Source organism: Hymenobacter negativus, assembly GCF_017571495.1.
GTDB classification, from domain to species: Bacteria; Bacteroidota; Bacteroidia; order Cytophagales; family Hymenobacteraceae; genus Hymenobacter; species Hymenobacter negativus.
Window position 1 is genome coordinate 173,034 of record NZ_JAGETZ010000011.1, and the last position, 24,323, is coordinate 197,356.

Genomic DNA, 24,323 nt, shown 5'->3' on the forward strand with positions numbered 1-24,323 from the left:
GCTTCTATAGCCGGAATGGGCCATGCATTTGAACCCGACCACCTGTTAGCTGTGGGTAATCTCATTTCCCGCCGCGATACGTTGGCCCAAGCCCTGCGCGATGGCATCTATTGGGGCTTGGGCCATACCACCACGCTGGTAGTCGTGGGCAGCATCATCCTCTTGGGCCGTGTCACCTTTCTCACGTCTGGTTACTTCGAAGCCGCTGTAGGTTTGATGCTCATCGTCATGGGTATCAGCCGCCTGCTTGACCAGCGCCGTGAAGCCGCCAAGGTGCGCCCCGGTGTGGCGCCATCCCGCGCCGCTTACGCCGTGGGGCTGCTCCACGGCCTGGCCGGCAGCGGTGCGCTGGTGCTGCTGGTGATGAGTGAAATCCGCGACCCGTGGCTGAGTGTGCTCTACTTTATGGTGTTTGGTATCGGTTCCATCCTGGGCATGTTCATCGTGGCCGTGCTGTGTAGCGTGCCATTCACGAAGCGCATGAAAATCAGCCGGATATTGAAGGCCAGCACTGTCACTTTATCCTCGCTGCTGTGCATCGGCTACGGCGGCTGGATGATTTATGGGAATGTGCGATGGTGAAATCGTGCTCCCGTCAACCTCACCCCCTGACCCCCTCTCCCGCGGAGAGGGGGCACCGGTTATGCTTCACTTGTGAATCGTCAGGCTCCCCTCTCCGCGGGAGAGGGGCCGGGGTGAGGTTCCTTGCGTCAGGCAACGCGGGCGAGATGCCTCGGCTACGCTCGGTATGACGTTCTTTAATCCCGATAGCTCTTTTCCCAAATGCACCTCGCCCCCAAAGACCTCGACAAGCTCATCCTCCACCAGGCCGGTTTCGTGGCGCAGAAGCGCTTCGCCCGTGGTCTGCTCCTGAACTACCCCGAAGCCCTGGCCCTCATCGCCACGCAGCTGCTGGAGTTCATCCGCGACGGCGAGCGGGTGGCCGTGCTCATGGACAAGGGCAAGCAACTGCTGGGCCTGGCCGACGTGCTGCCCGGCGTGGCCGACCTGCTCCACGAAGTCCAAATCGAAGGCACCTTCCCCGACGGCACCAAGCTCGTGACCGTGCACCACCCCATCTGCCGCGAAACCGGCGATGCCGCGCTGGCCCTCTACGGCTCCGGCCTGACCCGCGCCACCGCCCCGGCCGCCGCGCCCGCCAGCCCCCCGCCGCCCGGCGAATACCTGCTGGCCGACGGCGACATCATCCTCAACGAAACCCGCGCCACGGTGACGGTAGACGTCGTGAACATGGGCGACCGGCCCGTGCAGGTCGGCTCGCACTACCCCTTTTTCGAAACCAACGCCGCGCTGCACTTCGACCGCGCGGCGGCCTACGGGTTCCGCCTCAACATCCCGGCCGGCACGGCAGTACGCTTCGAGCCCGGCGAACGCAAGCGCGTGACCTTAGTGGCCCTCAGCGGCGAGCGCATCGTGTACGGCGGCAATGGCTGGATTGATGGCCCGCTGGATGAGGCTGGAAAGAAGCAGCAGGCGCTGGAGAAACTAGAGTTATAGTAGTTTTAGAAAGTAATAGGTCTCTGTCGTAAACCAGATTCGATATGTATCAGCCGACTGAAAACTTCAACTTTGGTATGTATCAAGGTATGCCCATATGGACTGTGGCATTATGTGACCCAAGCTACATAAAGTGGTGTATTAAAACCGTTGAGAGTTTTGCTATAGATGGCTTTGATGAATTGCGACAATTACCATTGTTTGATGTTGATAGAGCAGATTCGTTTGAAGGAACATGCCTTTTATCCAAGCTTCATGCTGAAATGGATAAAGAACCAGCTAGATATAAATGCAGCTTGCCCGGCTCGTTTGAGATGACAGCTTACTTAAAGGATAAGGGTTATGAATTTTATCTAGAGTTTTTTAAGCCATATATGATAAGACGATACGAATATGATGAGTCAATTATTGAATTAAATGAAAGTCGTTTAAAGGCGCAGAAAAACCGAAATGCATCTCAGGATTTACCATATGATACATGGGAACCAAGTGAGAAATACACATTTGATGATACAATAAATGATGCATTCGAAGGTGATTCCAGTAACTACTGGAACATTGATTAATTCCGCTTTTCAAAGCTGAAAATTCGAAAGCAAACGAAATCACTGCTCAACATGTCCCTCCCCATCTCCCGCCGCGCGTATGCCGACATGTACGGCCCCACCACCGGCGACCGGGTGCGCCTCGGCGATACCGACCTGCTGATTCAGGTAGAAAAAGACTACTGCGTGTACGGCGAAGAATGCAAGTTCGGCGGCGGCAAGGTGCTGCGCGACGGCATGGGCCAGGCTGCCGGCATCGGGCCGACCGATGCGCTGGACCTCGTGATTACCAACGCGCTGGTGGTCGACTATACCGGCATTTACAAGGCTGACATCGGCATCAAGGGCGGGCGCATCGTGGGCATCGGCAAGGCTGGTAACCCGCACCTCATGCCCGGGGTGACGCCCGGCATGGTGGTGGGCGTCACTACCGAAGTCATTGCCGGCGAAGGCCAGCTGCTCACGGCTGGCGGCATCGACTGCCACATCCATTTCATCAGCCCCCAGCAGATTCCGGAGGCGCTGGCCTCGGGCGTCACCACCATGATTGGGGGCGGTACCGGGCCGGCCGCGGGCACCAACGCCACCACCTGCACGCCCGGCGCCTTCTACCTCGAAACCATGCTGAAGGCCACCGAGGCCTACCCGCTCAACTTCGGGTTCCTGGGCAAGGGCAACGCCTCGAAGCCGGAGGGCCTGCGCGAACAGGCCGAGGCCGGGGCGCTGGGCTTCAAGCTGCACGAGGACTGGGGCACCACGCCGGCCGCCATCGACCAGTGCCTGACCATTGCCGAGGAATACGACGTGCAAGTCTGCATCCACACCGATACGCTGAACGAGAGCGGCTTCGTGGAAACGAGCACGGCGGCGTTCAAGGGCCGCACCATCCACTCCTACCACACCGAAGGGGCGGGCGGCGGCCATGCGCCCGACATCATCAAAATCTGCGGCGAGCCGAACGTGATTCCCTCGTCCACGAACCCCACGCGGCCCTTCACGGTGAACACCATCGACGAGCACCTCGACATGCTCATGGTCTGCCACCACCTCGACCGCAACATCCCCGAAGACGTGGCCTTCGCCGAAAGCCGCATCCGGGGCGAAACCATCGCCGCCGAAGACATCCTGCACGACCTGGGCGCGCTGAGCATCATCTCCTCCGATTCGCAAGCCATGGGCCGGGTGGGCGAGGTCATCACCCGCACCTGGCAAACGGCCCACAAAATGAAGCAGCAGCGCGGCACCCTGCCCGAAGACGCCCACCAGCAGGCCGACAACTTCCGGGTGCGCCGCTACGTGGCCAAGTACACCATCAACCCGGCCCGCGCCCACGGCATCTCGCACGAAGTCGGCTCTATCGAAATCGGCAAGCTGGCCGATTTGGTGCTCTGGAAACCCGCCTTCTTCGGCTCTCGCCCCGAGATGATACTCAAAGGCGGCATCATCGCCCAATCCCAGATGGGCGACGCCAACGCCTCCATTCCCACGCCGCAGCCCTCGTTCTCGCGTCCCATGTTCGGCGCGCTGGGCGGGGCCATCGGACGGAGTTCGATGGTGTTTGTGTCAGGTGCTTCGGTTGAAAAAGTGCGGGCTGAATATGGCCTGACGAAGCAGGTGGTGGCGGTGAAGAACTGCCGCAACATCGGCAAAAAGGACATGGCGCTGAATGACTATTTGCCCAACATTTCTGTCGACCCGGAGACTTATAGAGTGGTGGTGGACGGCGTGCATTTGACGTGCGAGCCGGCCGAGACGCTGCCGCTGGCGCAGCTGTATAACTTGTTTTAACCCCACCCCCGGCCCCTCCCCTCCGGGAGAGGGGAGACAACGAACTCAATCGCCCGCGTCTGGCACCCCTCCCCCGGAGGGGAGGGGCCGGGGGTGGGGTTCCAATATGCACTTCGCCCGCCTCCTGCACCTCGTCGATTCGGCTATTCCCACCGGCTCGTTCGCCTATTCCTACGGGTTGGAAAGTAGCCTCACCTTCGGGCTGGTGAACACGCCATTCGACTTGCGCAACCACCTGTATTCCTACCTGCAGCAAGCCGGCAGCGCCGAATTGCCCTTCATCCATTCCACCTTCCATCTCACCGAGAAAAGCCCCGAATTTCAAACCATCGCCGAAGAATACGACGCCCAACTGCTAGTGCCTGCGCTCTACAAAGCCAGCGCCGTGCAGGGCCGCAACTGGCTGAAGCTGCTCGCCACCTTCTATCCCGAAGCTGCTTTGGAAACCATTACGCAATGGTTCGAAACCCGGCAGATTCCCCCGCATTTCACGCTGGTTTTCACGCTGGCCTTGCAGCGGGTCGGCTTTGGATTGGAGGAGTTGCAAGCCATGTACCTGCACATGCTGCTGCGCGACCAGCTCAGCGCCGCCATTCGCCTTGGGTTTCTGGGGCCGCTGGAGGGGCACCAGTTGCAGCACGATTTCTACGCGGTGTTCGAGCATATTCTGGCGGCGCAGGAAGGAAAGGGGTATGGCGAGGCTACCCGTTCTGCCTTCTTGCTGGATGCAGCCCAGGTGCTGCACGAAGACATTTATTCCAAGCTTTTCCAGAACTAAGTAGCGCGGACTTTTAGTCCGCGAATTCAACGATTCAATACATTCATAATTCGCGGACTAAAAGTCCGCGTTACTACTCATGGCTTTTGTCGAAAAACTCGCCCTTCTGCTCCACGGTCACCAGCACGAAGCCTACGAATCCCCAGGGGACTTCAACGAGCGTGAAACCCGACGCTTGCCCAGCTACCGCAACTTCCGCAAGCGTGCCTTCACCGTGGGCATTGGCGGGCCGGTGGGCACGGGCAAAACCGCGCTACTCAAAGCCCTGTGCGAGCGAATGCGCCACGAGTTCGAGTTGGGCGTGGTCACTAACGACATTTTCACCCGCGAAGACGCCGAGTTTCTCATCCGCAACAGTGCGCTGGATGAAAACCGCATCGTGGGCGTCGAAACCGGCGGCTGCCCACACGCTGCCATCCGCGAGGATATTTCTCTGAACATGGACGCGCTCGAAGGCCTCATGCAGCGCTTCGACTACGGCTTGGATTACCTCTTTGTGGAGAGCGGCGGCGACAACCTGGCCGCCCACTTCAGCCGCGAGCTGGTCGACTATTCCATCTACGTCATCGACGTATCGGGCGGCGATAAAATCCCGCGCAAGGGCGGACCCGGTATCACTCAATCGGACCTGCTCATTATCAACAAAATCGACCTCAAAGACCTCATCAAGGCCGACCTCGGCGTGATGGAGCGCGACTCGAAAAAGATGCGCGGCGAAGGCCCGTTCCTGTTTGCCCGCGCCATCGACGGGCATGGGCTAGATGATATTATCTCGCACATCAAAGCCGCTAAGGCGCGGGCGCTAGCCGCCGTGCGCGAGGACCGGCGGTAGGGTAGCGTGGACTCTGCGAGTCCGCGCTACATTACTGCTCCCGAATCAGCTTGTACAGCTGCTCCCGGTAGGTGTCGCTCACCGGAATCTCCTTGTCTAGGATGTAAATCGTGTTGCCGTCGACCATCCGAATCTTGTCGAGCGACACGATAAATGACTTGTGCACCCGCAGAAACGGCGGTTGCGGCAGCGTCTCGGCCAGTTCCTTGAGCGTTTGGTACGTCACCACCCGCTGCGCCGGCAGGTGGATGGACACGTAGTTGCTCAGCCCTTCAATGTAGAGAATATCAGCGTAGTTGACACGTAGAAACTTGTTCTTACTCTCGCCCTTTACGAACATGTGGCCAGCGGCTGGCGGTGCGGCGGCAATAACGGGTGCGGCGGTCGGAGCCGGAGCAGCCATGGGCGCGGGGGGCGTCGCACCGGGCAGCAATGCCAGCGCCTTTTGGGCGGCTTTAAAGAAGCGCTCGAAGGAAATGGGCTTGAGCAGGTAGTCCACCACGTCGTTTTCGTAGCCTTCGAGGGCGTATTCGGGGTAGGCGGTAGTGAGGACGACCTTGCACTTGTTGCCGGCCAGCTTGAGGAACTGCAGGCCGGTGAGCTTGGGCATCTGAATATCCAGAAACACTAAATCGACCTGGCCCTGCTGCACCATCGTCAGCGCCTCGATGGGATTGGTAGTGGTACCTATCAATTCAAGGAAGGGAAGCTGGCTGATGTAATCGGCCAAGATGAGTAGGGCCGGGGCTTCATCATCGACGGCAAGGCAGCGAATCATGGGCTAAGGGATGTAGAGACGCATATTTGCGTCTCGTCGTTGGACGGTTGAAGTTGCGTCGGTGTCGGGTTGTTGTTCAACGACGAGACACAAATATGTGTCTCTATGCCGTTCTGGCTTAGGCTGCCAGCCGCAATGACGTCACAAAATGCTCCCCATCCAGCCCCGCGTGCAACTCATGCCGCTCCGGATACAGCAGCTCCAGACGGCGGCACAGGTTGGGCAGCCCGATGCCGGTGGTGGCATCCTTCTGGTCGTCGCTGCGCTGGTTTTGAACCCGGAAAAACAGCCCGTCGTCTTTTACATCAAGCTGAATAATAATGGGATGCGCGGGGTCATCCAGCACGCCGTGCTTGATGGCGTTTTCTACGAAGGGGATGAGGACGAGCGGGGCTATGCGGCGGCCGGCCGGGTCACCAGTCACGTTAAAATCGACGTGGAAGCTGTCGGGGAAACGGAGACGATAGAGGGCCAGGTAATTGTGCAGGTACTCGATTTCTTTTTCTAAATCAACCTGACCGTCGGGGCTTTCGTGCAGCATGTAGCGCATCAGCTCCGAGAGTTTCAGGATGGCGTTGGCCACGGGCTTCGCCACTGGGTAAGCCATGCTGAAGAGCATGTTGAGGGTGTTGTAGAGGAAGTGCGGGTTGATTTGGGTTTTGAGGAAGGCCACTTCGGCGGCGCGCTTTTCTTCACGGAGCTGGCGGTTTTCGCGCTCGCGGCGCAGGGCCGTCTGGGCGCTCCATACGGCGGCGCTGAGCACTATCATCGGGCTGCCGAAGAAGATGTTGTCGAAAATGTAGTACGTCACCGTCGTGTCGGGCGAGTAGTTGTGGAAGCCCAGCAGCGCCGGGTAAATGGCCTCCTCAATCAGCGCCCGCAGGCCGATGTAAAGCGCTAACACGCCCGCCAGCGCGCCTACCAACTGCGGCCCCCGGCCCGAGCGCAGCAGGCGCGGGTACACCACGAGGTAGCACAGGTAAAACTCAATAAACCGAATGACTAAAATGGATGCCGTGAGCCACAAGCTGATGCGTAGGTGCCCTCTGTCGTGCAGAAACACGCCCAGGAATTCGTAGCCGCCATACAGCAGCCAGCCCAGAATGTGCCAGCGGAGGGCGGATTTGGTCAGCAGATTGGCCATGATAGGGCAGGGATTAATGCAGGACCAAAACTACCGCCCCCCGCCAGCACCCGCACCTTTTTTATGCGAAAGCCCGGTTTTAGGATGCGAAACCGGAAAACGCCCAAAAGGCCCGATAACAGCAGGTTTTGGGGCGTTGGAATAATGTTTTTTACCCCGGAAATGGGCCAGCTCACCTTTGAGCCATCAAACCGCCAACGCCCTTTCCCATGAACACCTTTACCTGCTTCCGCCGCCTTTTCACCCTCGCCCTACTGGCCCTGCCAATGCTCTCGCAATGGGCCGCCGCCCAGGCCACCGCCACCGGCTCCGTGCTCGATAAAGCCGGCCAGCCACTGGGCTTCGCCACCGCCATGTTGCTGGCTCTGCCCGATTCCAGCATCGCCAATTCGCAAACCACCACCGAACTGGGCGCCTACACCTTCGGCGGCGTGAAGCCCGGCCGCTACTGCGTGAAGGCAATGATGATGAGCTACACCACCGCTCTTAGCGCCGCCTTTGTCGTGAGTAAAGATGCTATCACGGTGCCGGCTCTGCGCCTGGCGCCGGCTACCACGGCCCTGAAAGAAGTGACCGTAGTGGGCACCACGCCCATGCTGGAGCAGCACGCCGACCGCACCGTGGTGAACGTGGACCGCCTGAATACGGCCGGCGAAACCGCCCTCGACATTCTGCGCAAAGCCCCTGGCGTAACTCTTGACAAAGACGACAACATCCTGTACCGCGGCAGCGCCGGCGTCAACGTCATGATTGATGGCAAGCTCACCTACATGAGCGGCGCGGCCCTGAGTAGCTACCTCAAGTCCTTGCCCGCCTCGGCCATCAGCCAGATTGAGCTCATGCCCAACCCACCCGCCTCGATGGACGCCGCCGGCACGGCCGGGGTGCTCAACATCAAGCTGAAGCGCAGCCAGTTGCCCGGCCTGAGCGGCACCTACACCCTCGGCCTCGGCCAGGGCCGCTACGAGAAAAGCTGGGCCGGCACCAACCTGGCCTACAACGTGGGCGAGGTGCGCCTCTTCGCCCGCGTCGACGCCGGCCGCTACAACTCTTTCAACCGCCTCACCATGATTCGCACCATCGGCGATAGCCTTTTCAACCAGGAAAACGTGTGGCGCCCGCTCACCTACGCCGGTACCTACAGCACCGGCGCCGACGTGGCCCTGACCGCAAAGCAAAGCCTGGGTATCCAGCTGCGCGGTGGCTTTGACCAGACCGATGCCGTGAGCACCAGCAACTCCGTGACCACCGACCTGGACGGCAACTGCGGCGGCGGCCGCCAGATGACCAACCCCAAAAACAGCACCGGCAACAACCAGGCCCTGAACCTCTACTACAAATACGCCCTCGACAGCACCGGCCGCGAGCTGAGCGCTACCGCCGACTTCGTGCACTACGCCAACACCAACGACCAGCGCTTCAACAACGTAATCTTCGCTTCCAACTCCGAGCAGGGCCGCCCGGCCGAGCAACTGCGAAGCGCCGCGTCGGCCGAAACCACCATCCGGGCTGCCAAAATCGACTACGTGCACCCCTTCGCCGGCACCAAATGGCGGGCCGAAACCGGCGTCAAAACCAGCTGGGTGACCTCGCGCAGCGCCATCCAACTCGATAAGCTGATGGACAGCGGCTGGCAAACCGATGCCCTGCGCACCAACCAGTTTGCCTACGACGAGCACATCACCGCCGGCTATGTGAGCGTGAACACCACCCTCCACCGCTGGGAGCTGAAAGCCGGCCTGCGCGGCGAGCTCACCCAAACTACCGGCACGCCCGCCATCGGCGCGGTTATATCCCGCAACTACTTTCAGCTGTTTCCCAGCGCTTTTGCCAACTACAGAATGGATGAGAACAACCAGGTGAGCGCCTCCGTGAGCCGCCGCATCACCCGCCCCGCCTACCAAAACCTGAACCCCTTCCTCAACTATACTGACTTCTACACTGCCCAGCAGGGCAACCCCTTCCTGGCGCCCTCGCTCTCGCAGTCCTTCGTGCTGAACTACCTGCACAAAGACTTCCAAGTGCTGAGTCTGAGCTATCTGCACGAAACCAACTCGGTGAACGAAGTCATCAGCCAGAACGACGTCACCAAGGTATCGACTAGCACGCCCCAAAACCTGGCCCAGACTAGCACCATCACCCTGAGCTCGGGCGGCCACACTGACATCACCAAAGCCTGGGGCGTCGATAACCAGCTGAGCGGCAGCTACACTCAGGTAAGCACCACCATTCAGGACCAGCCCGTGCGGCTGGCCAGCTACAACTGGGAAGCCAGCTCCAACCACACCTTCATCCTGCCCCGCAACTACAAGCTAATGGTGGGCGGCGAATACAGCTCGCCCGGCGTGATGGGCCTGTTCCACACCAAGGCCAGCGGCTCGGTGAACCTGGGCTTGAAAAAGCAAGTGTGGGCCGAGCGCGCCACCTTTAGCCTGCGTGTGGCCGACGTCTTCAACACCAGCCGCTTCCGCAGCACGCTCAACTACGCCAACGTGAACCAAACCTGGAACAACCAGTGGGAAAGCCGCCGCGTCACGCTCACCTTCACCTGCAAAATCGGCAGCGGCAAAACCCAGGCCCGCCGCGCCGCCGCCAGCGCCGACGAGGAGGGCCGCGTGGGGAACTAGGAAAGCGTTGGCAATAGCCAGCAGGCCGCAAAATGAACCATCCAAGCACTACCTCGTCCGAACGGGTGGCGCAAAAACTTAAATCATCACCAGCATAACTGGCTAAAGAATGGGGAAATTTGCGGCTGCATTCACGCCTTATTTTTCCTGAACATGGCTACTAAAATCCCTCAAGCGTACCTGAGCCGCCAAGCGGAAATCACGCAGCTTTTTCAGCAGGTGATGAATGCGCACATGGACGATTTTATGGCCGGGCGGGCGCCGGAAATGGTGCACATCCGCGAGCTGGCCAGCCGCATGTGCCTGCATCCGGTGCACGTCAGCAGCGTTATCAAGCTGCATACGGGGTTTCACCCGTGCTATTTCTACGAACTGCGGATTGTGGAGGAAGCCCGAAACCTGCTGGCCGACTTCAGCCTGGCGGTGGGCGAGGTGGCCAGCCGCCTGACGTACGACACCTCCAACTTCACCAAGTTCTTCAAAACCTACGCCGGCCTCACGCCCACCGAATACCGCAAAAAGCTGAGCGGCGCACCCGCCCTCGTAGCAGCCGGAGCCGCGCCGGAGCTACCGCAGCCGTTGCGTCTCGTCGCCTAAGCAGCGACCCACACCGAGTGAGGCCGAACGATAAAATCGTTCGGCCTTTTTGCGTTGGATACCCTGCATTTGGTGGCGCATGAACACGGTTGAGGCCACTTGGGAGAATTACTTAAATCTTCACCAATAGTCCTTAAATCCTCACCAAAGCCCCGGTTACCGCTGGTCAGACCTTTGTTTCAACCATTTGAGCGAAGCAATGACAACCCCAAAAGAACCCGCCGCGCTGGTGCCGGCCCTAACGGCCGCCGAGCGCCACGCCATCACAACCTTCTACGGTGCCTGGAAGCTAAACCAGCCCGATTTAATTGACGAAGCCTGCGCGCCCGATTGGCAGGACATTCCGCTGGGACCCGGCCAAGTGGCCGGCCCGCAGGGCATGAAGGACATCATTCGCCACTTCGTGGACATTCTGCCCGATGTGGAAATCAACGTGCTCGAACTGTTCGGCACGCACGAGCGGGCCGGAGTGCGGGCCGAAATCGCCTTCACCCACAGCCACGAAGTGCTAGGCATCCCGGCCACGGGCAGAAAAGTGGCTATTCCTCTGCACGAATTCCATTATCTGAAAGCGGGCAAAATCACCCACACCTGGCACCTGGAAGATTGGTTTGGCCTGCTGACGCAAAGCGCCGCGTGGCCTATCAAATAACGCGTTTCAATTAATACATTTTAATCGAGCTATCCATGAGTAATTCCATGAAAACCGCCGTTGTAACCGGTGTCAGCAGCGGCATTGGCCGGGCTCTGGCGCAAAAGCTGCTGGCCGAAGGCTACCAGGTAATTGGTACCACGCGCACCGGCCAAGCCGAGGGGCTAAGCCATCCCAACCTGCAACTGGTGGCATTGGAGGCTACCAGCGAAGCCAGCGTGCAACAGGCCGCCGGTCAAATTGCGGCCCTCACCACCGGCATTGACTTGCTGGTGAACAACGCGGGCACGGCCCCCGATGTGTTTGCGGTAGCACCAGAACGAGCCGCCTTCACCCAAACGCTGACCACGAATGTCACTGGTCCGGTGTTCTTTACCGAGGCGCTGCTGCCTTACCTGAACAGTGGTGGGCAAGTCATCTTTGTGTCGAGCAACATGGGGCTGCCCCGCAACGCCGCCCCGAATGGCCCTGGCTACCGGCTGTCGAAGGCGTCCATCAACATGTACGCAGCCATGCTGGCGCAGCGCCTTGCCGAGCGGCAGATTCGGGTGACGCCCATGCACCCCGGCTGGGTGCAGACCCGGCTGGGCGGCAGCAAGGCCCCACTCACGCCCGAGCAAGCCGCCGAAGGCCTTTACCAAGGCATCGTGACCAATACCGAAAGCGGCCAGTTTTGGAATGCCGCCGTGGGCGTGCTAGAAGCCTTTTAGCGTAGCGTGCCAGAGCCATCAGGATGAATAAAAGGAGCCATACCATCTGCCGCCCGCGCCGGATGGTATGGCTTCTTTTGCGCTAATACTTCCTCACCAGCGGGTTATACCCCAGCAGCCGCTCATCTGCCAGCCCGGCCAGCAGCGCGTCGCACAGCGGCTGCAGCGCCATCCGGCTCTGCGCCGCCGCCCGCAGCACCCACACGTTCTCTCTAGCTTGCGCCACCGAAACCACGTATGGCTGGCTGCTGATGCGAAAATGCGGCCCCGTGCTGCCCGCCATTTTCAGCCCTTCCAACACTTGGGTCAAAAACCGGTACCGCGCATCATCGGGGCTGCCGACCAGAAAAACGGAGAAGAAGGTTTGATACTGGGCGAAGTTGGCCGGCGAGGTGGCAATATTTTCCTCGGGGCGGAAAGCAAACCTGTCCAGCACCACCAGCCGGCCTGCCACCCGCACCCGCAGCTCCGACTGCAGCGCGTGGAAGGCAAACTGCTCGCCCTGGTCCATGCGGCCGGAGTGAAACCAATCGACCAGAAACAGCAGCGATGTGGGCTGCAGGTGCCACTCCTGCACCTGTCGGTAGCGGCTTTCGGCTTGCAGTACCACCGGGTCGGGGAATATGACGGCCAAGGCGTTTTCGCTTAACTCGCCCACCGTGTGCTGCTCCGCTACGGACCCATCAATGGACCGAAAAATCTTGGTGCTGGCCTGGGTGCTGAGGATGAGCCGCCCATCGGCCTGCACCGTGATGCGCAGCCGGATAATGTCGCCCGCCACCATGCCGCCGCCGTAACTGCTCAGTACCACGTGCACGGCGCGGCCGTGCGAGGCTGGTTGCAGCAGCTTCAGCGGCTGGATGTTTTTGCAGGCCACCAGACGCGAGCGGCCGCGCACCTCGGCCACCTCCAACACGCTCCAGGCAGGTGCGGCGGGTGGCGGAGGGGCAACAGGCAGGGGAGGGGCAGCCGAATCAATGTTCATCGTACTGCGAAGTACGGGCGTGATATTCGTCAATTGTGCACGGCTGCTTGGGCAATTTCGGCTTCGGGTGTCGGGCTTATTGTTGCGGGCGCAATAGCTGGCAGCTTATCTGCGTTTTGAAATAAGCCGTCTGCCTGTATTTTAGGGCCTTGCCGTGCTATCCCTTATGCAGAATTATTACCGCTTGCTGGGCGTCGAGCCCACGGCCACCGCGCAGGAAATTGTTCAGGGCTACTTACGCCAGCGCAACCGCCTCAAGCGCCTCGCCGCCCATGACCCTGCCATGAAGTCTCGCCTGGCCGAAGTGGAGGCTGGCTACGGCATCCTGGCCCACCCGCGCCGCCGTGTAGCCTACGATGTGCTGCTGGCCGAAGAACCCGCTGCGCCGGCTTTGCCCTCGGCCCGCCGCTCTGCTGATGAGCGCATGGCCCGCTATGCCCAGTGGGCCCGCCGCCTCAACCTGGCGTTGCTGGCAGGCTGTCTGCTGCTGGTACTCGACTGGGCCCTGCCCCAGCGCCAGTATCCGCACGAAACCATCCTTAGCCGCTTTCCCGTGTCCGTGTCGGCGGCGCTTTCCGACCCGCAGCTGGCTTACCGCGTGCACACCGAGCACACCACTTTCCGGCTGCCCAGCGCCATCAGCCACCGGGCGCGGTCGGGCCAGCACCTGGTGGTGTGGCAAACGCCGCTGCTGCGCGAGGTGCAGCGCATCAGCATTTCCGATGCCGGAGCCGACCCAACGCCGTTTCAGCCCTACGGCGGCACTATTTACGGCACCTTTTTCCTGCTGCCGCTGCTGATGGGAGCCGTGGCAGCGGTGGGCGTGTGGCCCGGTCGCTCCCCCGAAACCGTAGTCAATACCGCCGCAGTAGGCAGCCTTCTGGCCATTCTGGTATTGGTGATAATGCTCTCTTTTTAAGTCGCAAGGTTGGGGTAACACGAATAATCTGCGTTGCCGCCCCAACCTTTGCGCCCGCTAGCCGATTACCAACGCACGTTTTACCACTCCAAGCCGATTTCATGGATTTTACTTCCGCCCGCCCCGAAGACCTGCTATTCGACGCTGCCCGCCGCGGCGACGTGGCCGGCCTCAAAGAGTTGCTCGCCAACGGCCTCGACATCAACTCGACCAATGCCAAGGGCTTCACTGCGCTCACCCTCACCACCTACGACGACCACCTCGACGCTGCCAATTTCCTGCTCGAAGCCGGCGCCGACCCCAATATCCAGGACGTCACCGGCAATTCGGCGCTTATGGGCGTCAGCTTCAAAGGATATCCTGAAATTGCCCGCGCCCTCATCCAGCACGGCGCCGACCTCAACCTGCAAAATGGCAACGGCGGCACTGCCCTCATGTTTGCCACCATGTTCGGCCGCAACAACCTCGTCAAGCTCCTGCTCGAAGCCGGCGCCGACCCTTCCATCCAGGACAACCGCGGCTTCAGCGCCCTGCACCTGGCCGGCCAGCAAGGCAACGAAGAGGCCTGGGCCTTGCTCGGCGGTGCTTCAGAGTAAATATTAGGGCTAAGTTTAGAGGGTTGAATGCTGCTTGCAAGAGTGTCCTTTTCAATTCAGCATTCAACCCTCGAGACTCAACCCACCATAAATGTCCGCATGCTCATGCCGCCGAAGCTTACTTCTTCAAACAGCTGCTGCATGGGCTCGTTTTTGCCAGCAAGGCCCAGGGTGTAGAGGGTGGGCAGGTAATGGTCGAGTGTAGGGACGGCCAGCGGGCCGCTGCTGCCAGCTTTGGTGTAGTCGGCCAGGGCGCGGTAGTTGCCTGAAACCAGATGACCCTTGAACCACTCGTCGAACTCCACGGCCCAGTCATAAGGAGTTGCGTCGTTGGTCATGAACCTGGGCATGCTCTGGCGTAGGTTGTGCACCACGTTGCCGCTACCTACAATGAGCACACCCCGCTCCCGCAGAAACTGCAGTTGCTTCGCGAAGTCGAAGTGCCAGTCCAACGACTTGGTGGCGTCTATGCTAAGCTGAAACACCGGTACATCGGCGGCCGGGAAGAGGTGGTGCAGCACCGTCCAGGTGCCGTGGTCGAGGCCCCATTCATCGGTGCCGTGCACATCGGGCACCTGCGCAATGAGGTCGCGCACCAAAGCCGGCGCCCCGGGTGCCGGGTACTGTATATCGAACAGCGCCTGCGGAAAGCCCCCAAAGTCGTGAATCGTTTTGGGCCGCTCGTTCTGCGTGGCAAAGGTGCCCCGCGTAAGCCAGTGCGCCGATACCACCAGAATGGCCTGGGGCGGCCGGTTGCGGCGCAGGTCTTCGCCCACCCGCCGCAGCTGGCGCGTGAAGGCATTGTCTTCAAGGGCATTCATCGGCGAGCCGTGGCCTACGAAGAGCACGGGCATGGGCGCCGTTTTGGCAAACGTGGAAGCAGTGGCGTGGAGCGAGGCAAGGTTCATGGCAGCAGGAGCAAGAGACAGCACGCCCAGGGTTTTCAGCAAATGGCGGCGTTCCATGAGAGTTGATAGGAAAGAGTTACACTGCAAATTTCCGCTTCCCGCCGCCGCTGTGCCTTGAGGTATGGTAAGAAATGAAGTAGTGCGAACCGAAGACGGCGGAGCCAACTTTGCAATTCGCTTCCCCGCACCGTTCCCGCAATCACAAGATGGCCTGTGGATGGAAACTGCAAAGCTCACGCTACTGTGAAAACCGACCCCTACACCGCCTTACGCACCTATTTTGAACAGCGCACGGCGCTCAGCGAAGCTGAATTTGGAGTGTTGCGCGAGTTGTTTCGTCCGCGCACGCTGCGGCGGCACGAGGTGCTGCACACCGCCGGTGAGGTAGCCCGTCACGGCGCTTTCGTGGCGCAGGGTTGCCTGCGGGCATTCGTAGTTGATGCGCAGGGCAAAGAGCACATCCTGCAATTTGCCCCCGAACAGTGGTGGATTGCCGACCAGCACAGCCTGAGCCACCACGCGCCCGCACTCTTCGCCATTGATGCGGTGGAGGATTCGGAAGTGCTGCTCTACGATGAACTGTTCTACCATCACCCCAATCTGCCGGCGGTGCGCGACTCCGAAATGTCCCTCACCATGCTCACCAACCGCATCTATGCCATGCAGCAGCGGCTGGTGCTCCTGCTCAGTGCTCCGGCCAAGGTGCGCTACCTCGATTTTATCCATACGTACCCCACGCTGGCCCAACGCCTGCCGCTACGCCTCATTGCCGCCTATCTGGGCATCACGCCCGAGTCGTTGAGCCGCGTGCGGCACGAACTCGCCCACGAGCGGCCCTAAAGCCCGAGTACCCCGGATTTCCAATTCGACCCACGCAGGAATTACCTGCTCAATTCGGCCCGAATTGAAAATCCGGGGTACTCGGGTAATCTGGCGCTATCCAATGCTGCGAATCACGCCGCCATCTACGCGGACGGAGGCACCGTTGGTAGCTGCCGCCAGCGGGCTGGCCAGGTAGGCCACCATGTTGGCAATCTCATCGGTGGTGATGAAGCGCTGGAGTAGCGACGACGGCCGGTCGTTCTGGAAAAAATCGTGCTCTGCTTCTTCTTTCGATTTACCCTGACCTGCCATTTGTTTGATGAATTCGTCCACGCCTTCTGAGGCGGTGGGACCGGGCAGTACCGAGTTTACAGTCACGCCGGTGCCCTTCGTGAGCTCGGCTAGGCCCCGCGCCACGCCCAGTTGAGCTGTTTTGGTAGTGCCGTAGTGTATCATCTCCTGCGGAATCTGGAGGCCCGACTCGCTGCTGATAAAGAGGATGCGGCCCCAGTCCTTGGCCAGCATCAGCGGGAAGTACTGGCGCGAGAGGCGCACGCCACTTAGCACGTTCACCTCAAAAAAGCGCGTCCAGTCCTCATCGGAAATATCGACGAAGGGTTTGGGCTCAAAAATGCCCACGTTGTTGACCAGGATATCTACTGTTGGTACTTCGCGCAGCAGATGCGCCACCTCGTCGGCCTTGCCAAAATCGACGGCCACACCGCGCACCTTGGCGGCGGGCGTTTCGGCCCGAATCGTGGCCGTTGCTTCCGCAATGCGGGCCTCGGTACGGCCGGTGATAATGACTTCGGCCCCTTCGGCCACCAGGCGGCGGGCAATGGCCAAGCCGATGCCCGCCGTGGAACCCGTTACCAGGGCGAGCTTATTGTTGAGTTGTAAATCCATGGGAGGATGTGCGGTAAAGCAAGTGGAATGATGTGCTAAACCAATTACCACTGGTTTTGTCTGTTCCGGACTACATAAAGCAGATGAGCTACTGGCTCGACACCTGCGGCCAGCCGCTTGCCTAATCGTGAAAATCAGGCTTGTGGCCGAGATGGAAGTGTGTAATTACTCACATTTGAAAAGTGCATTTGCCGTGTGTTTCAGTGGGTGAGTGAGAATAATATCGATTAGTAAACAATAGGAGTATGCATAGTTGATGAAATTGCTTTTATTTGCAGGTAATATTCTGATAAATAACATAGCAATGGCTTTTTAAGCACTGCTCACATATTTCAAAAATCATTATTTATTGAATTTTGCCATGTTCGTCTTTTTTATAAGTATCAAAGTAAGTTTATATACAGGCTGATTTAAAGCCAAGTTTTGCGTTTGTTTTTGCAATCGTTTGCTGAGTTCAACTGCCCAGCTATTACCGGACCAGTAAATCCGTTTTCCCCTCGTTCATCCCCTCATTCCATCCCTAAACCCACCATTCTATGCTATTTTCCTCTACGCTCTTGCTCGTTGCCCATGTGCTAGCCGGAGGGCCTCACGTTGTTTCTGCGCCAGTTGCTCGGCCGGCTAGCCTTGCGGTAGCACCCGTTGTGGCTGGCCGGGTTATCAATGAGCAGGGCCAGCCACTACCCGGAGTGGTAGTAGCGGTGCAAGGCTCGGCTCAGCTCACAAGCACCAACTCCGATGGCGATTTCCTGCTGACGCTCAACACCCCGAAAACGGTGCTGGTGTTTAAGTGCCAGGGCTACCGCGAGCAGTCATTGCCCGTATCCGTGGGCAATGCCCTGACGGTGAAAATGTACTCCCTCAAAACAGCCGCCCCTTCCACCTTGGGTGCTAATGCGGCCGAAGCGGCTGCAGTCGCGGAAGGAGCCGCCAGCAAGCCCCAAGTGCTCAACTTTTCTGAGGTCCTGCCCACCTTTCCGGGCGGCGACGTGGCCTACCGGGCCTACATGCGCCAGAATGCTCACTTCCCGGAGGAGGCCCAAACCAAACGTGCCTCGGGAACGGTGTATGTGGGGTTTGTGGTTGATGAGCAAGGCCGCATTGTAGACGCCGAAGTAGTGCGCGGTGTTGGTTTTGGCTTCGACCAGGAAGCGCTGCGCCTCATTCGCCTCATGCCTTGGTGGAACCCCGGCACGGTAGGCGGCAAGCCCGTACGGGTGACGCGCACCCTGGGCGTACCTTTCGTGTTCCGGGAAAAGGAATAAGACACAATTAACATGTCTAAAACGGGCCCCGCTAAAGCTGCCGGACCATCCGGCGGCCCTAGCGGGGCCCGTTGGTTATTCAGAATTAACAGTAATAGCGATAAATTTCGGTCAGACGGCACAAGCACGCTCGATGAACCAACGGCAGCTGGTTGGAGGGCTGCGCTGTAGGACCGGAACTTGCTATGCTTCCCGCAGCCAGCTGTCGGCAGCGGTTTCGTCGTCGAAATAGCGGTAGCGCAAGGTTGTCTTCTGACCGCTGCCCACGGCGTGAGCGGCTAGCCGGCTCAGCGGCATTTCGGCCTGCACAATGGCGCAGCGGCCATAGCCCACCGTGGCCACTGCCCGCGGAATCCACTCCTGGGTGAGCCAGGTTTGCACCTCCGCCGACATGGGTGGGCGCCGGTTGTGCACCGTCATCAGGGTAGGAGAGCGGTGGTGAATCATGGCCCGCAGCACATGCTCATAAATGGCGCGTAGCTCGGGCGCCGTTGCGGGCGCGGCCTGCCAGTCGAGGCGGATGTAGCCGGCTGGTGCGTAGGAGATAACCGCCGCGGCGTTGCTGAAATAATGCTGTAGCGAAGACACAATGTAAAAGTATAAGCCGGTGAAGTTGCCGGTGCATCAGGCCAGCCACACGGCGGCCAGGGCCAGCAGCGCCGGCACCGTTTGGACGAAGAGAATGCGCGGGCCCGCCGTGGCGGCTCCGTATAGCCCCGCCACGGCCACGCAGCCCAGGAAAAAGCTGGCCACATTGCGCGACCAGGCCGGGTCCGTAATCAGCAGGGCCCAGATGAGACCAGCGGCCAGAAAGCCATTGTACAGCCCTTGGTTGGCAGCCAGCACTTTGGTGGGCTCAAACAAATCGGCCCGCAGCGAGCGGAAGGTTTTGGGGCCCCGGGTGGTCCAGGCGAACATCTCCAGCCACACAATGTATAGGTGAATGAGGACAACGAAGCCGATGAGCAGTTTGGCGAGCAGGGGCATGGCGGGTGGTTAAGAGGTGAAAACAGCGTCGGAGGTAGCCAGGCGGGCGGCTACAAAATCGTAGAGGCGGGAGGCCAGCTGGTGGTTGATTTCGTGGAAGTGCGCGTGCTCGTAGCTGGGCAGGTAGGCCGAGCTGAATACTTCCTCCTGCCAGTTTGCCTCGGGCCCGGCGGTGCTGCGCTGGCTGAACAGCGTGTGCCGCACCGTGAAGTGGTCGGGGTAGAAGTGGAAGGCTACGGTCACGCCCACATCGAAGCCGTTGTGGCGCTGCCGGAAATGCAGCCACTTTTTGGCAAAGCGCACCGTTTCGATTTCGGCCCGCGTGCCCACTACGGCCGCCATCAGCAGTGCCTCGAAGGCATACCAGTCGCCTTCTTCCTCCAGCACCAGCGGCGGTGCGCCCGCCGCGGCCACGCCGCCGCTGTAGCCCCGGCTCATAAATAGCTCGTCGAAGCCCTGGGTTTGCAGCTGCGCATTGGTGAGCCAGGGCCGGAGCAGCACATCGTACACCGTGGCCTGCAGTTCCTGATTCCAGAGCGTGGCCACAGCATCTTCCCGGGTCAGCACCTGCTGCTTGAGCAGTGCCAGCTTCGTTTGTAAATCGTCGGGGTCGTAGCCGGGCTCGCCCTTGGCGGCGCGCAGCTGCTGTCGCAGCGTGGTGGCCACGGCCTCGGCCACGAAGCGTTGCAAGGCTTCCGGCTCGCCTACATCGGCCGCGGCGAGGGCGGCTTGGTAACGCTCCCAATCGGTGGGCTTGATGAGAGCGGCCGGGTAGCCGTGGCGCCGGAGCACCAGCCCAAGCAGCAGGCGTGCCAGCCGGCCGTTGCCCACTTCAAAAGGACTGATGCGCAAAAACCGGTGGTGGAAGGTGGCCGCTACCGCTACCGGGTGCTGGGTGGTGGCCCGTTGGTACCAGGCCAGCAGGTCGGCCAGGCGGGCCGGTACATCATCGGGGCGGGCGCAGTAGCGCACGGTGCCGGCGGCCGTCAGCACATCATTGGGCTGGGTTTTGTAGGCGCTGCGGGTGCTGGCGGGCAGGCCCAGCAGCAGCGCATGCAATTCGCCGATGACCTCCTCCGTGAGGGCCTGCGCACTGCGCGCCACTGTTTCGAGGTGCTGCACGGCGGCGTGATGCTGCCGCAGCGCCAGCTGCTCGTGCCAGGGCTTGCCGGCGGCCGTGAGGCCGTGCCGCAGCAGGGCATCGGTCTCTGGCAGGGTGAGGGTGTGGCCCACGGAGCCCGCGTGGAAGGTCCAGGCTACCTGCGCTTGCTGGGCCTGCTCAGCGGTCAAAGGGCCCGAAGCATCGAGGGTGGCTTTGAGACGAGTGATGGCGGCGAAATCGGGCATGAGTGGGAACGGCTGGACTACAAAAGTGCGGATAAAAAAGCCGCCGGGGCATCCCTACACCAGAAGTATATTTGAAAGCAAAAGCCTTTTCACCAATTCACCGTTTTCCTCAGCAATATGCTTGTTTCTACTCCTGCTCATTGGGCTAGCTGGCCTCGTCTTGTGGTGCTTTGGGTGGCCTGTTTCATGCTGGCTACCCCTATGGTCCGGGCCCAAACGGCCCCCACCTGGGCCAGTGTGCGGCGCCTGCCTGCGGCTACCAGCGTTGGCCAGAGCCGCGCCGAAAGCATTGCCCTTGCCACCGACGGCAGCCAGTACGTGGTTGGCCGTTTCACGGGCACCCTGGTGCTGGGCAACATCACGCTGACAGAGGGTGCCGGCAGCGGGCACCTGTATCTGGCCAAGTACAGTGCCGCGGGCGTGGCGCTGTGGGCCACCAAGCTCGATGCCAACGGCTCCTCGGTGCATGCCAAGGTGGCTGTTGATGCCGCTGGCAACGCCTACTTAGCCGGCGATTTTGATACGTTTCTCACCCTGGGTAGCACCACCCTCACCGCCACTACCGTTGCCGGCACCCCCAACGACGCGTTTTTGGTGAAGTACGACAGCCAGGGCGTGCAGCAATGGGTGCGGCAGGCCGTGGCGGGCGGTGCGGGCAACACGGGCTCTGCTTTCCTCTACGGGGTGGCCACCGATGCCAGCGGCAACGTCACCATTGCCGGCGACTTCCTCAACTCCGTTTCGTTTGGCGGCACGCCCTTCACGGGCGCTGGCGTCTACCTCTACCGCTTTTCGCCTACCGGTACCCTGCTGCTGAGCAAGCAGGTGAGCGACGATGGCTTTGCCGATGACCTGGTGCTCGACGCGGCCGGCAATGCCTACATCACCGGCGGCTTTTACAATAACACCACGTTTGGCACCACCACGCTGCCCAACGCCGGCAATGCCGACCTGTTCCTGTGCAAGCTCAACGCCGCCGGCACCCTGCAGTGGGTGCAAACCGCTGGTGGCCCCGACGAAGACGCCGGTACTGCCCTGGCCCTCGATGCGGCCGGGAATGCCGTGGTCTGTGGCTACTATGGCAACGCCAAGTACCTGGTGCGCGTCACGAACCAGGGCGCTTTGGGCTGGACGCGCGTGCTTGCTTCCGGCTCATTGGGGTATTCGCCATTCAATGCCGTGGTCTACGACGGGCGCGGCGGCTTCTTTGTGGCGGGGCGCTTTTCTGGCTCGCTCATCCTGGGCAACACCACCCTCACCGCCACCGGCCTCAGCGCCTGCGTGGCGCGCTACGACGGCCAGGGCACGGCCGTGTGGGCCAGCCAGGCCGTGAGTACGGGCACCCCCGCCGGCTCCGGTGCCGACGGCCTGGCCACCGATGCCGCCGGTACCATCTACCTCGCGGGCTATGCCCTCAGCAGCACGCAGTTTGGCAGCTTGCCCGTGAGCACCGGCGGCTCCGATGCCCTCGTGGCCACCCTCACGGCGGGCAGCGTGCTGGCTACTCATGCGGCTAGCCCCGCCCTCGCCCTGGCTGCCTATCCCAACCCGGCCAGCGGCCGTGTCACCCTCACGCTGCCCGTGGGCGGCGGGCAGCTGGAGCTGCTCGATGCCCTGGGCCGCCGGGTGCGCCAGCTGGCCCTGCCCGCCACGGCCGGGCCTTGCGCCGTGCCCCTGGCCGGGCTGGCACCCGGCCTCTACCAGCTGCGCGCCACCCTGGGCAATGGCCAGCCGGCCCAGGCCACGCTGCAAGTGCAGTAGCCTTGCCAAACCGACATAAAAAGCGCCCAGGGAGTGCTATGATTCGCTACGTTTATGAGCAATGGACTGTCGTAGCCCAGCACATTGCTTGCATCGAGCGAAAGAAGTTGTGGTGCGTTAGGCAGGATTATTGCGAGGAGCGCCAGCGGTTCCTTCTTTTCCCTCTTAACGCTTATGGGTCTTTCTACATTCGTTCGCCAGCTGCTTGGGCTGGCACTAATAGCAATGCTGCTGGCCGCCCACGGCCACGCCCAAACGGCCCCCGCCTGGGCCGGGGTGGTTTCTGCCCGGTCCGTGAGCATCAGAAGGCCGGCAATCAACGGCAGCATCGGCCAAAGCATTGGCGTCGATGCGGCCGGCAACCGCTACGTAGCCGGTGCTTTTTACGGCACCATTCAGTTGGATACCGTCACCATCACGGCCGGAACCGGCGACACGCACGCCTACTTGGCCAAATACAACCCCAGCGGCGCGGTGCTGTGGGCCCGCACGCTGGAAACCGGCCTCAACGCAACGGCTTCCGAGATAGCCGTCGATGCCGCTGGCAATGTCTACTGGGCGGGTTCCTACCGAACGTACCTCACCGCCGGCAGTGTGGCTTTTTCGGGCGATTACGGGGCCTTTCTCCTCAAATACAACGCCCAGGGCGTGCAACAATGGGCCTTGGATGGCGGCCTCTATACCGAAGCTGGCGGCATTGCATCCGACGCCACCGGCAATATCACCATTGCTGGGCGCTTCAGAAATACCGTGGCCTTTGGGGGGAGTTCCCTCACCGGCGGCGGGCAATATTGCTACCGTTTGTCGCCCGCCGGAGTGGTGCAGCAAGCCATCCGGACCAGTGCCGACCCCCTGAGCTTGGTTGCTTCGACCACCCTGTGCATCGACGCGGCTGGCAATGCCTACATAGGCGGCGGCCTGATAGGCAGTGCCACCTATGGCACCACCACCCTGAGCAGCCCCACCAACTACGAGATGTTTCTCTACAAGCTCACGCCCGCTGGCACCGTGGCTTGGGCCACCCTCATTCCCGGCGGCATTTACACCGACTGGGTTCAGGGGCTGGCTACCGATGCCGGTGGCAACGTCCTGGTCAGTGGTTGCACCGACCTACACTCTGCCCCCGGCAGCTTGTTTTCTTCGGGTATGTACGTGGGCCTGTTCAGCCCCCAGGGCACTCCACGCTGGCAACATACTTACCCCGCCAGCCTCGATGGCGTTCCCGTCGATACTGACGTGGCCTCCGACGGCCGGGGCGGCTACTGGCTCTCGGGTACCTTTTACCTGTCCACCGTGGTCATTGGCGCTACCACGCTCCGTGGGGCGCCATGTGCCCTGGTGGTGCGCTACGATGGCCAAGGCACACCTGTGTGGGTTAGCCAGGGCGTCATCGTCCGGCCCTCCTCTACAGGGCTCAACACCTTCAGCTCCAGTGCTCCTTCCATCGTCGCCGATGCCAATGGTAATATGTCCCTGACCGGTGGGGTGGCCGGGCAGAACGCTTTCGGCTCGTTCATCACTACCAGCAACGGCGACAACGTCGACTCCTATCTGGCCACTATTGCGGCAGGCAGCATCCTCACCGCCAGCCGTCCTGCTGCCGCGGGCCTCGCCCTGGCCGCCTACCCCAACCCCGCCAGCGGCCGTGTCACGCTCACGCTGCCCGTGGGCGGCGGGCAGTTGGAGCTGCTCGATGCCTTGGGCCGCCGGGTGCGCCAGCTGGCCCTGCCCGCCACGGCCGGGCCTTGCGCCGTGCCCCTGGCCGGGCTGGCGCCCGGCCTCTACCAGCTGCGCGCCACCTTGGGCAATGGCCAGCCGGCCCAGGCCACGCTGCAAGTAGAATAAACTGGCCCAGCAG

24 protein-coding genes are annotated in these 24,323 nt (G+C 61.0%); 16 read left to right on the forward strand and 8 right to left on the reverse strand.

Annotated features, from left to right (window positions below):
* Positions 1-51: 51 nt before the first annotated feature.
* From J4E00_RS20720 to ureG, 6 genes are all read left to right on the forward strand, one after another.
* Positions 52-582, forward strand: a complete 531-nt coding sequence (locus J4E00_RS20720; RefSeq protein ID WP_208177182.1) for an urease accessory protein — start codon at positions 52-54, stop codon at positions 580-582.
* Positions 583-783: 201 nt separating this feature from the next.
* Positions 784-1,518 (forward strand): urease subunit beta, encoded by a 735-nt coding sequence (locus tag J4E00_RS20725; protein ID WP_208177183.1) that lies wholly within the window; start codon positions 784-786, stop codon positions 1,516-1,518.
* 44 nt (positions 1,519-1,562) lie between these two features.
* Positions 1,563-2,084, forward strand: coding sequence for a hypothetical protein (locus tag J4E00_RS20730; protein ID WP_208177184.1), 522 nt, complete (start codon positions 1,563-1,565; stop codon positions 2,082-2,084).
* Between the two features lie 51 nt (positions 2,085-2,135).
* Entirely contained in the window at positions 2,136-3,851 is a 1,716-nt protein-coding gene (gene ureC / locus J4E00_RS20735; RefSeq protein ID WP_208177185.1) for an urease subunit alpha, read from the forward strand.
* A 106-nt stretch (positions 3,852-3,957) separates the two neighbouring features.
* Entirely contained in the window at positions 3,958-4,629 is a 672-nt protein-coding gene (locus tag J4E00_RS20740) for an urease accessory protein UreF (protein ID WP_208177186.1), read from the forward strand.
* Positions 4,630-4,708: 79 nt separating this feature from the next.
* On the forward strand, positions 4,709-5,461 hold the full coding sequence (gene ureG / locus J4E00_RS20745; RefSeq protein ID WP_208177187.1) for an urease accessory protein UreG: 753 nt from the start codon (positions 4,709-4,711) through the stop codon (positions 5,459-5,461).
* Positions 5,462-5,492: 31 nt separating this feature from the next.
* Here the strand turns inward: ureG and J4E00_RS20750 are convergent, their stop codons facing one another.
* Both J4E00_RS20750 and J4E00_RS20755 read right to left on the reverse strand, forming a co-directional pair.
* Positions 5,493-6,239, reverse strand: coding sequence for a LytR/AlgR family response regulator transcription factor (locus J4E00_RS20750; protein WP_208177188.1), 747 nt, complete (start codon positions 6,237-6,239; stop codon positions 5,493-5,495).
* Positions 6,240-6,357: 118 nt separating this feature from the next.
* Positions 6,358-7,383, reverse strand: coding sequence for a sensor histidine kinase (locus J4E00_RS20755; RefSeq protein WP_208177189.1), 1,026 nt, complete (start codon positions 7,381-7,383; stop codon positions 6,358-6,360).
* A gap of 209 nt (positions 7,384-7,592) precedes the next feature.
* Here J4E00_RS20755 and J4E00_RS20760 point away from each other — a divergent pair, with 209 nt between their 5' ends.
* The 4 genes from J4E00_RS20760 to J4E00_RS20775 all read left to right on the forward strand — a co-directional run bounded on the left by J4E00_RS20760 (position 7,593) and on the right by J4E00_RS20775 (position 11,969).
* A complete protein-coding gene (locus tag J4E00_RS20760) occupies positions 7,593-10,010 on the forward strand; it encodes a TonB-dependent receptor domain-containing protein (RefSeq protein ID WP_208177190.1) in 2,418 nt (805 codons plus the stop codon).
* 153 nt (positions 10,011-10,163) lie between these two features.
* A complete protein-coding gene (locus J4E00_RS20765) occupies positions 10,164-10,607 on the forward strand; it encodes a helix-turn-helix domain-containing protein (RefSeq protein ID WP_208177191.1) in 444 nt (147 codons plus the stop codon).
* A 199-nt stretch (positions 10,608-10,806) separates the two neighbouring features.
* Positions 10,807-11,259, forward strand: coding sequence for an ester cyclase (locus tag J4E00_RS20770; protein ID WP_208177192.1), 453 nt, complete (start codon positions 10,807-10,809; stop codon positions 11,257-11,259).
* 47 nt (positions 11,260-11,306) lie between these two features.
* Entirely contained in the window at positions 11,307-11,969 is a 663-nt protein-coding gene (locus J4E00_RS20775; RefSeq protein WP_208177193.1) for an SDR family NAD(P)-dependent oxidoreductase, read from the forward strand.
* Between the two features lie 82 nt (positions 11,970-12,051).
* Here J4E00_RS20775 and J4E00_RS20780 read toward each other — a convergent pair whose 3' ends face one another.
* Positions 12,052-12,954 carry an urease accessory protein UreD gene (locus J4E00_RS20780; protein WP_208177194.1) on the reverse strand — a complete coding sequence of 301 codons (903 nt, stop codon included), beginning with the start codon at positions 12,952-12,954 and terminating at the stop codon, positions 12,052-12,054.
* Positions 12,955-13,120: 166 nt separating this feature from the next.
* On the opposite strand from J4E00_RS20780, the gene J4E00_RS20785 reads away from it, so the two are divergent.
* Both J4E00_RS20785 and J4E00_RS20790 read left to right on the forward strand, forming a co-directional pair.
* The gene (locus J4E00_RS20785; RefSeq protein WP_208177195.1) at positions 13,121-13,873 is read left to right on the forward strand and encodes a J domain-containing protein; all 753 of its coding nucleotides are present in this window, start codon (positions 13,121-13,123) and stop codon (positions 13,871-13,873) included.
* Positions 13,874-13,974: 101 nt separating this feature from the next.
* The gene (locus J4E00_RS20790; protein WP_208177196.1) at positions 13,975-14,469 is read left to right on the forward strand and encodes an ankyrin repeat domain-containing protein; all 495 of its coding nucleotides are present in this window, start codon (positions 13,975-13,977) and stop codon (positions 14,467-14,469) included.
* Between the two features lie 77 nt (positions 14,470-14,546).
* Here the strand turns inward: J4E00_RS20790 and ygiD are convergent, their stop codons facing one another.
* A complete protein-coding gene (ygiD, locus tag J4E00_RS20795) occupies positions 14,547-15,434 on the reverse strand; it encodes a 4,5-DOPA dioxygenase extradiol (RefSeq protein WP_208177197.1) in 888 nt (295 codons plus the stop codon).
* A gap of 186 nt (positions 15,435-15,620) precedes the next feature.
* On the opposite strand from ygiD, the gene J4E00_RS20800 reads away from it, so the two are divergent.
* Positions 15,621-16,217 carry a Crp/Fnr family transcriptional regulator gene (locus J4E00_RS20800; RefSeq protein ID WP_208177198.1) on the forward strand — a complete coding sequence of 199 codons (597 nt, stop codon included), beginning with the start codon at positions 15,621-15,623 and terminating at the stop codon, positions 16,215-16,217.
* A gap of 96 nt (positions 16,218-16,313) precedes the next feature.
* Here J4E00_RS20800 and J4E00_RS20805 read toward each other — a convergent pair whose 3' ends face one another.
* Complete coding sequence (locus J4E00_RS20805) at positions 16,314-17,105, reverse strand: SDR family NAD(P)-dependent oxidoreductase (RefSeq protein ID WP_208177199.1); 792 nt, start codon at positions 17,103-17,105, stop codon at positions 16,314-16,316.
* A 536-nt stretch (positions 17,106-17,641) separates the two neighbouring features.
* On the opposite strand from J4E00_RS20805, the gene J4E00_RS20810 reads away from it, so the two are divergent.
* A complete protein-coding gene (locus J4E00_RS20810) occupies positions 17,642-18,370 on the forward strand; it encodes a TonB family protein (RefSeq protein ID WP_208177200.1) in 729 nt (242 codons plus the stop codon).
* A 183-nt stretch (positions 18,371-18,553) separates the two neighbouring features.
* Here the strand turns inward: J4E00_RS20810 and J4E00_RS20815 are convergent, their stop codons facing one another.
* The 3 genes from J4E00_RS20815 to J4E00_RS20825 are packed head-to-tail and all read right to left on the reverse strand — an operon-like array spanning position 18,554 to position 20,704.
* The gene (locus J4E00_RS20815) at positions 18,554-18,958 is read right to left on the reverse strand and encodes a hypothetical protein (protein WP_208177201.1); all 405 of its coding nucleotides are present in this window, start codon (positions 18,956-18,958) and stop codon (positions 18,554-18,556) included.
* A 36-nt stretch (positions 18,959-18,994) separates the two neighbouring features.
* On the reverse strand, positions 18,995-19,357 hold the full coding sequence (locus J4E00_RS20820) for a DUF1304 domain-containing protein (RefSeq protein WP_208177202.1): 363 nt from the start codon (positions 19,355-19,357) through the stop codon (positions 18,995-18,997).
* A 9-nt stretch (positions 19,358-19,366) separates the two neighbouring features.
* Positions 19,367-20,704 carry a Fic family protein gene (locus J4E00_RS20825; RefSeq protein WP_208177203.1) on the reverse strand — a complete coding sequence of 446 codons (1,338 nt, stop codon included), beginning with the start codon at positions 20,702-20,704 and terminating at the stop codon, positions 19,367-19,369.
* A 186-nt stretch (positions 20,705-20,890) separates the two neighbouring features.
* Here J4E00_RS20825 and J4E00_RS20830 point away from each other — a divergent pair, with 186 nt between their 5' ends.
* Both J4E00_RS20830 and J4E00_RS20835 read left to right on the forward strand, forming a co-directional pair.
* Positions 20,891-22,465, forward strand: coding sequence for a hypothetical protein (locus J4E00_RS20830; RefSeq protein WP_208177204.1), 1,575 nt, complete (start codon positions 20,891-20,893; stop codon positions 22,463-22,465).
* 174 nt (positions 22,466-22,639) lie between these two features.
* Positions 22,640-24,310, forward strand: coding sequence for a hypothetical protein (locus tag J4E00_RS20835; protein WP_208177205.1), 1,671 nt, complete (start codon positions 22,640-22,642; stop codon positions 24,308-24,310).
* Positions 24,311-24,323 lie beyond the last annotated feature (13 nt).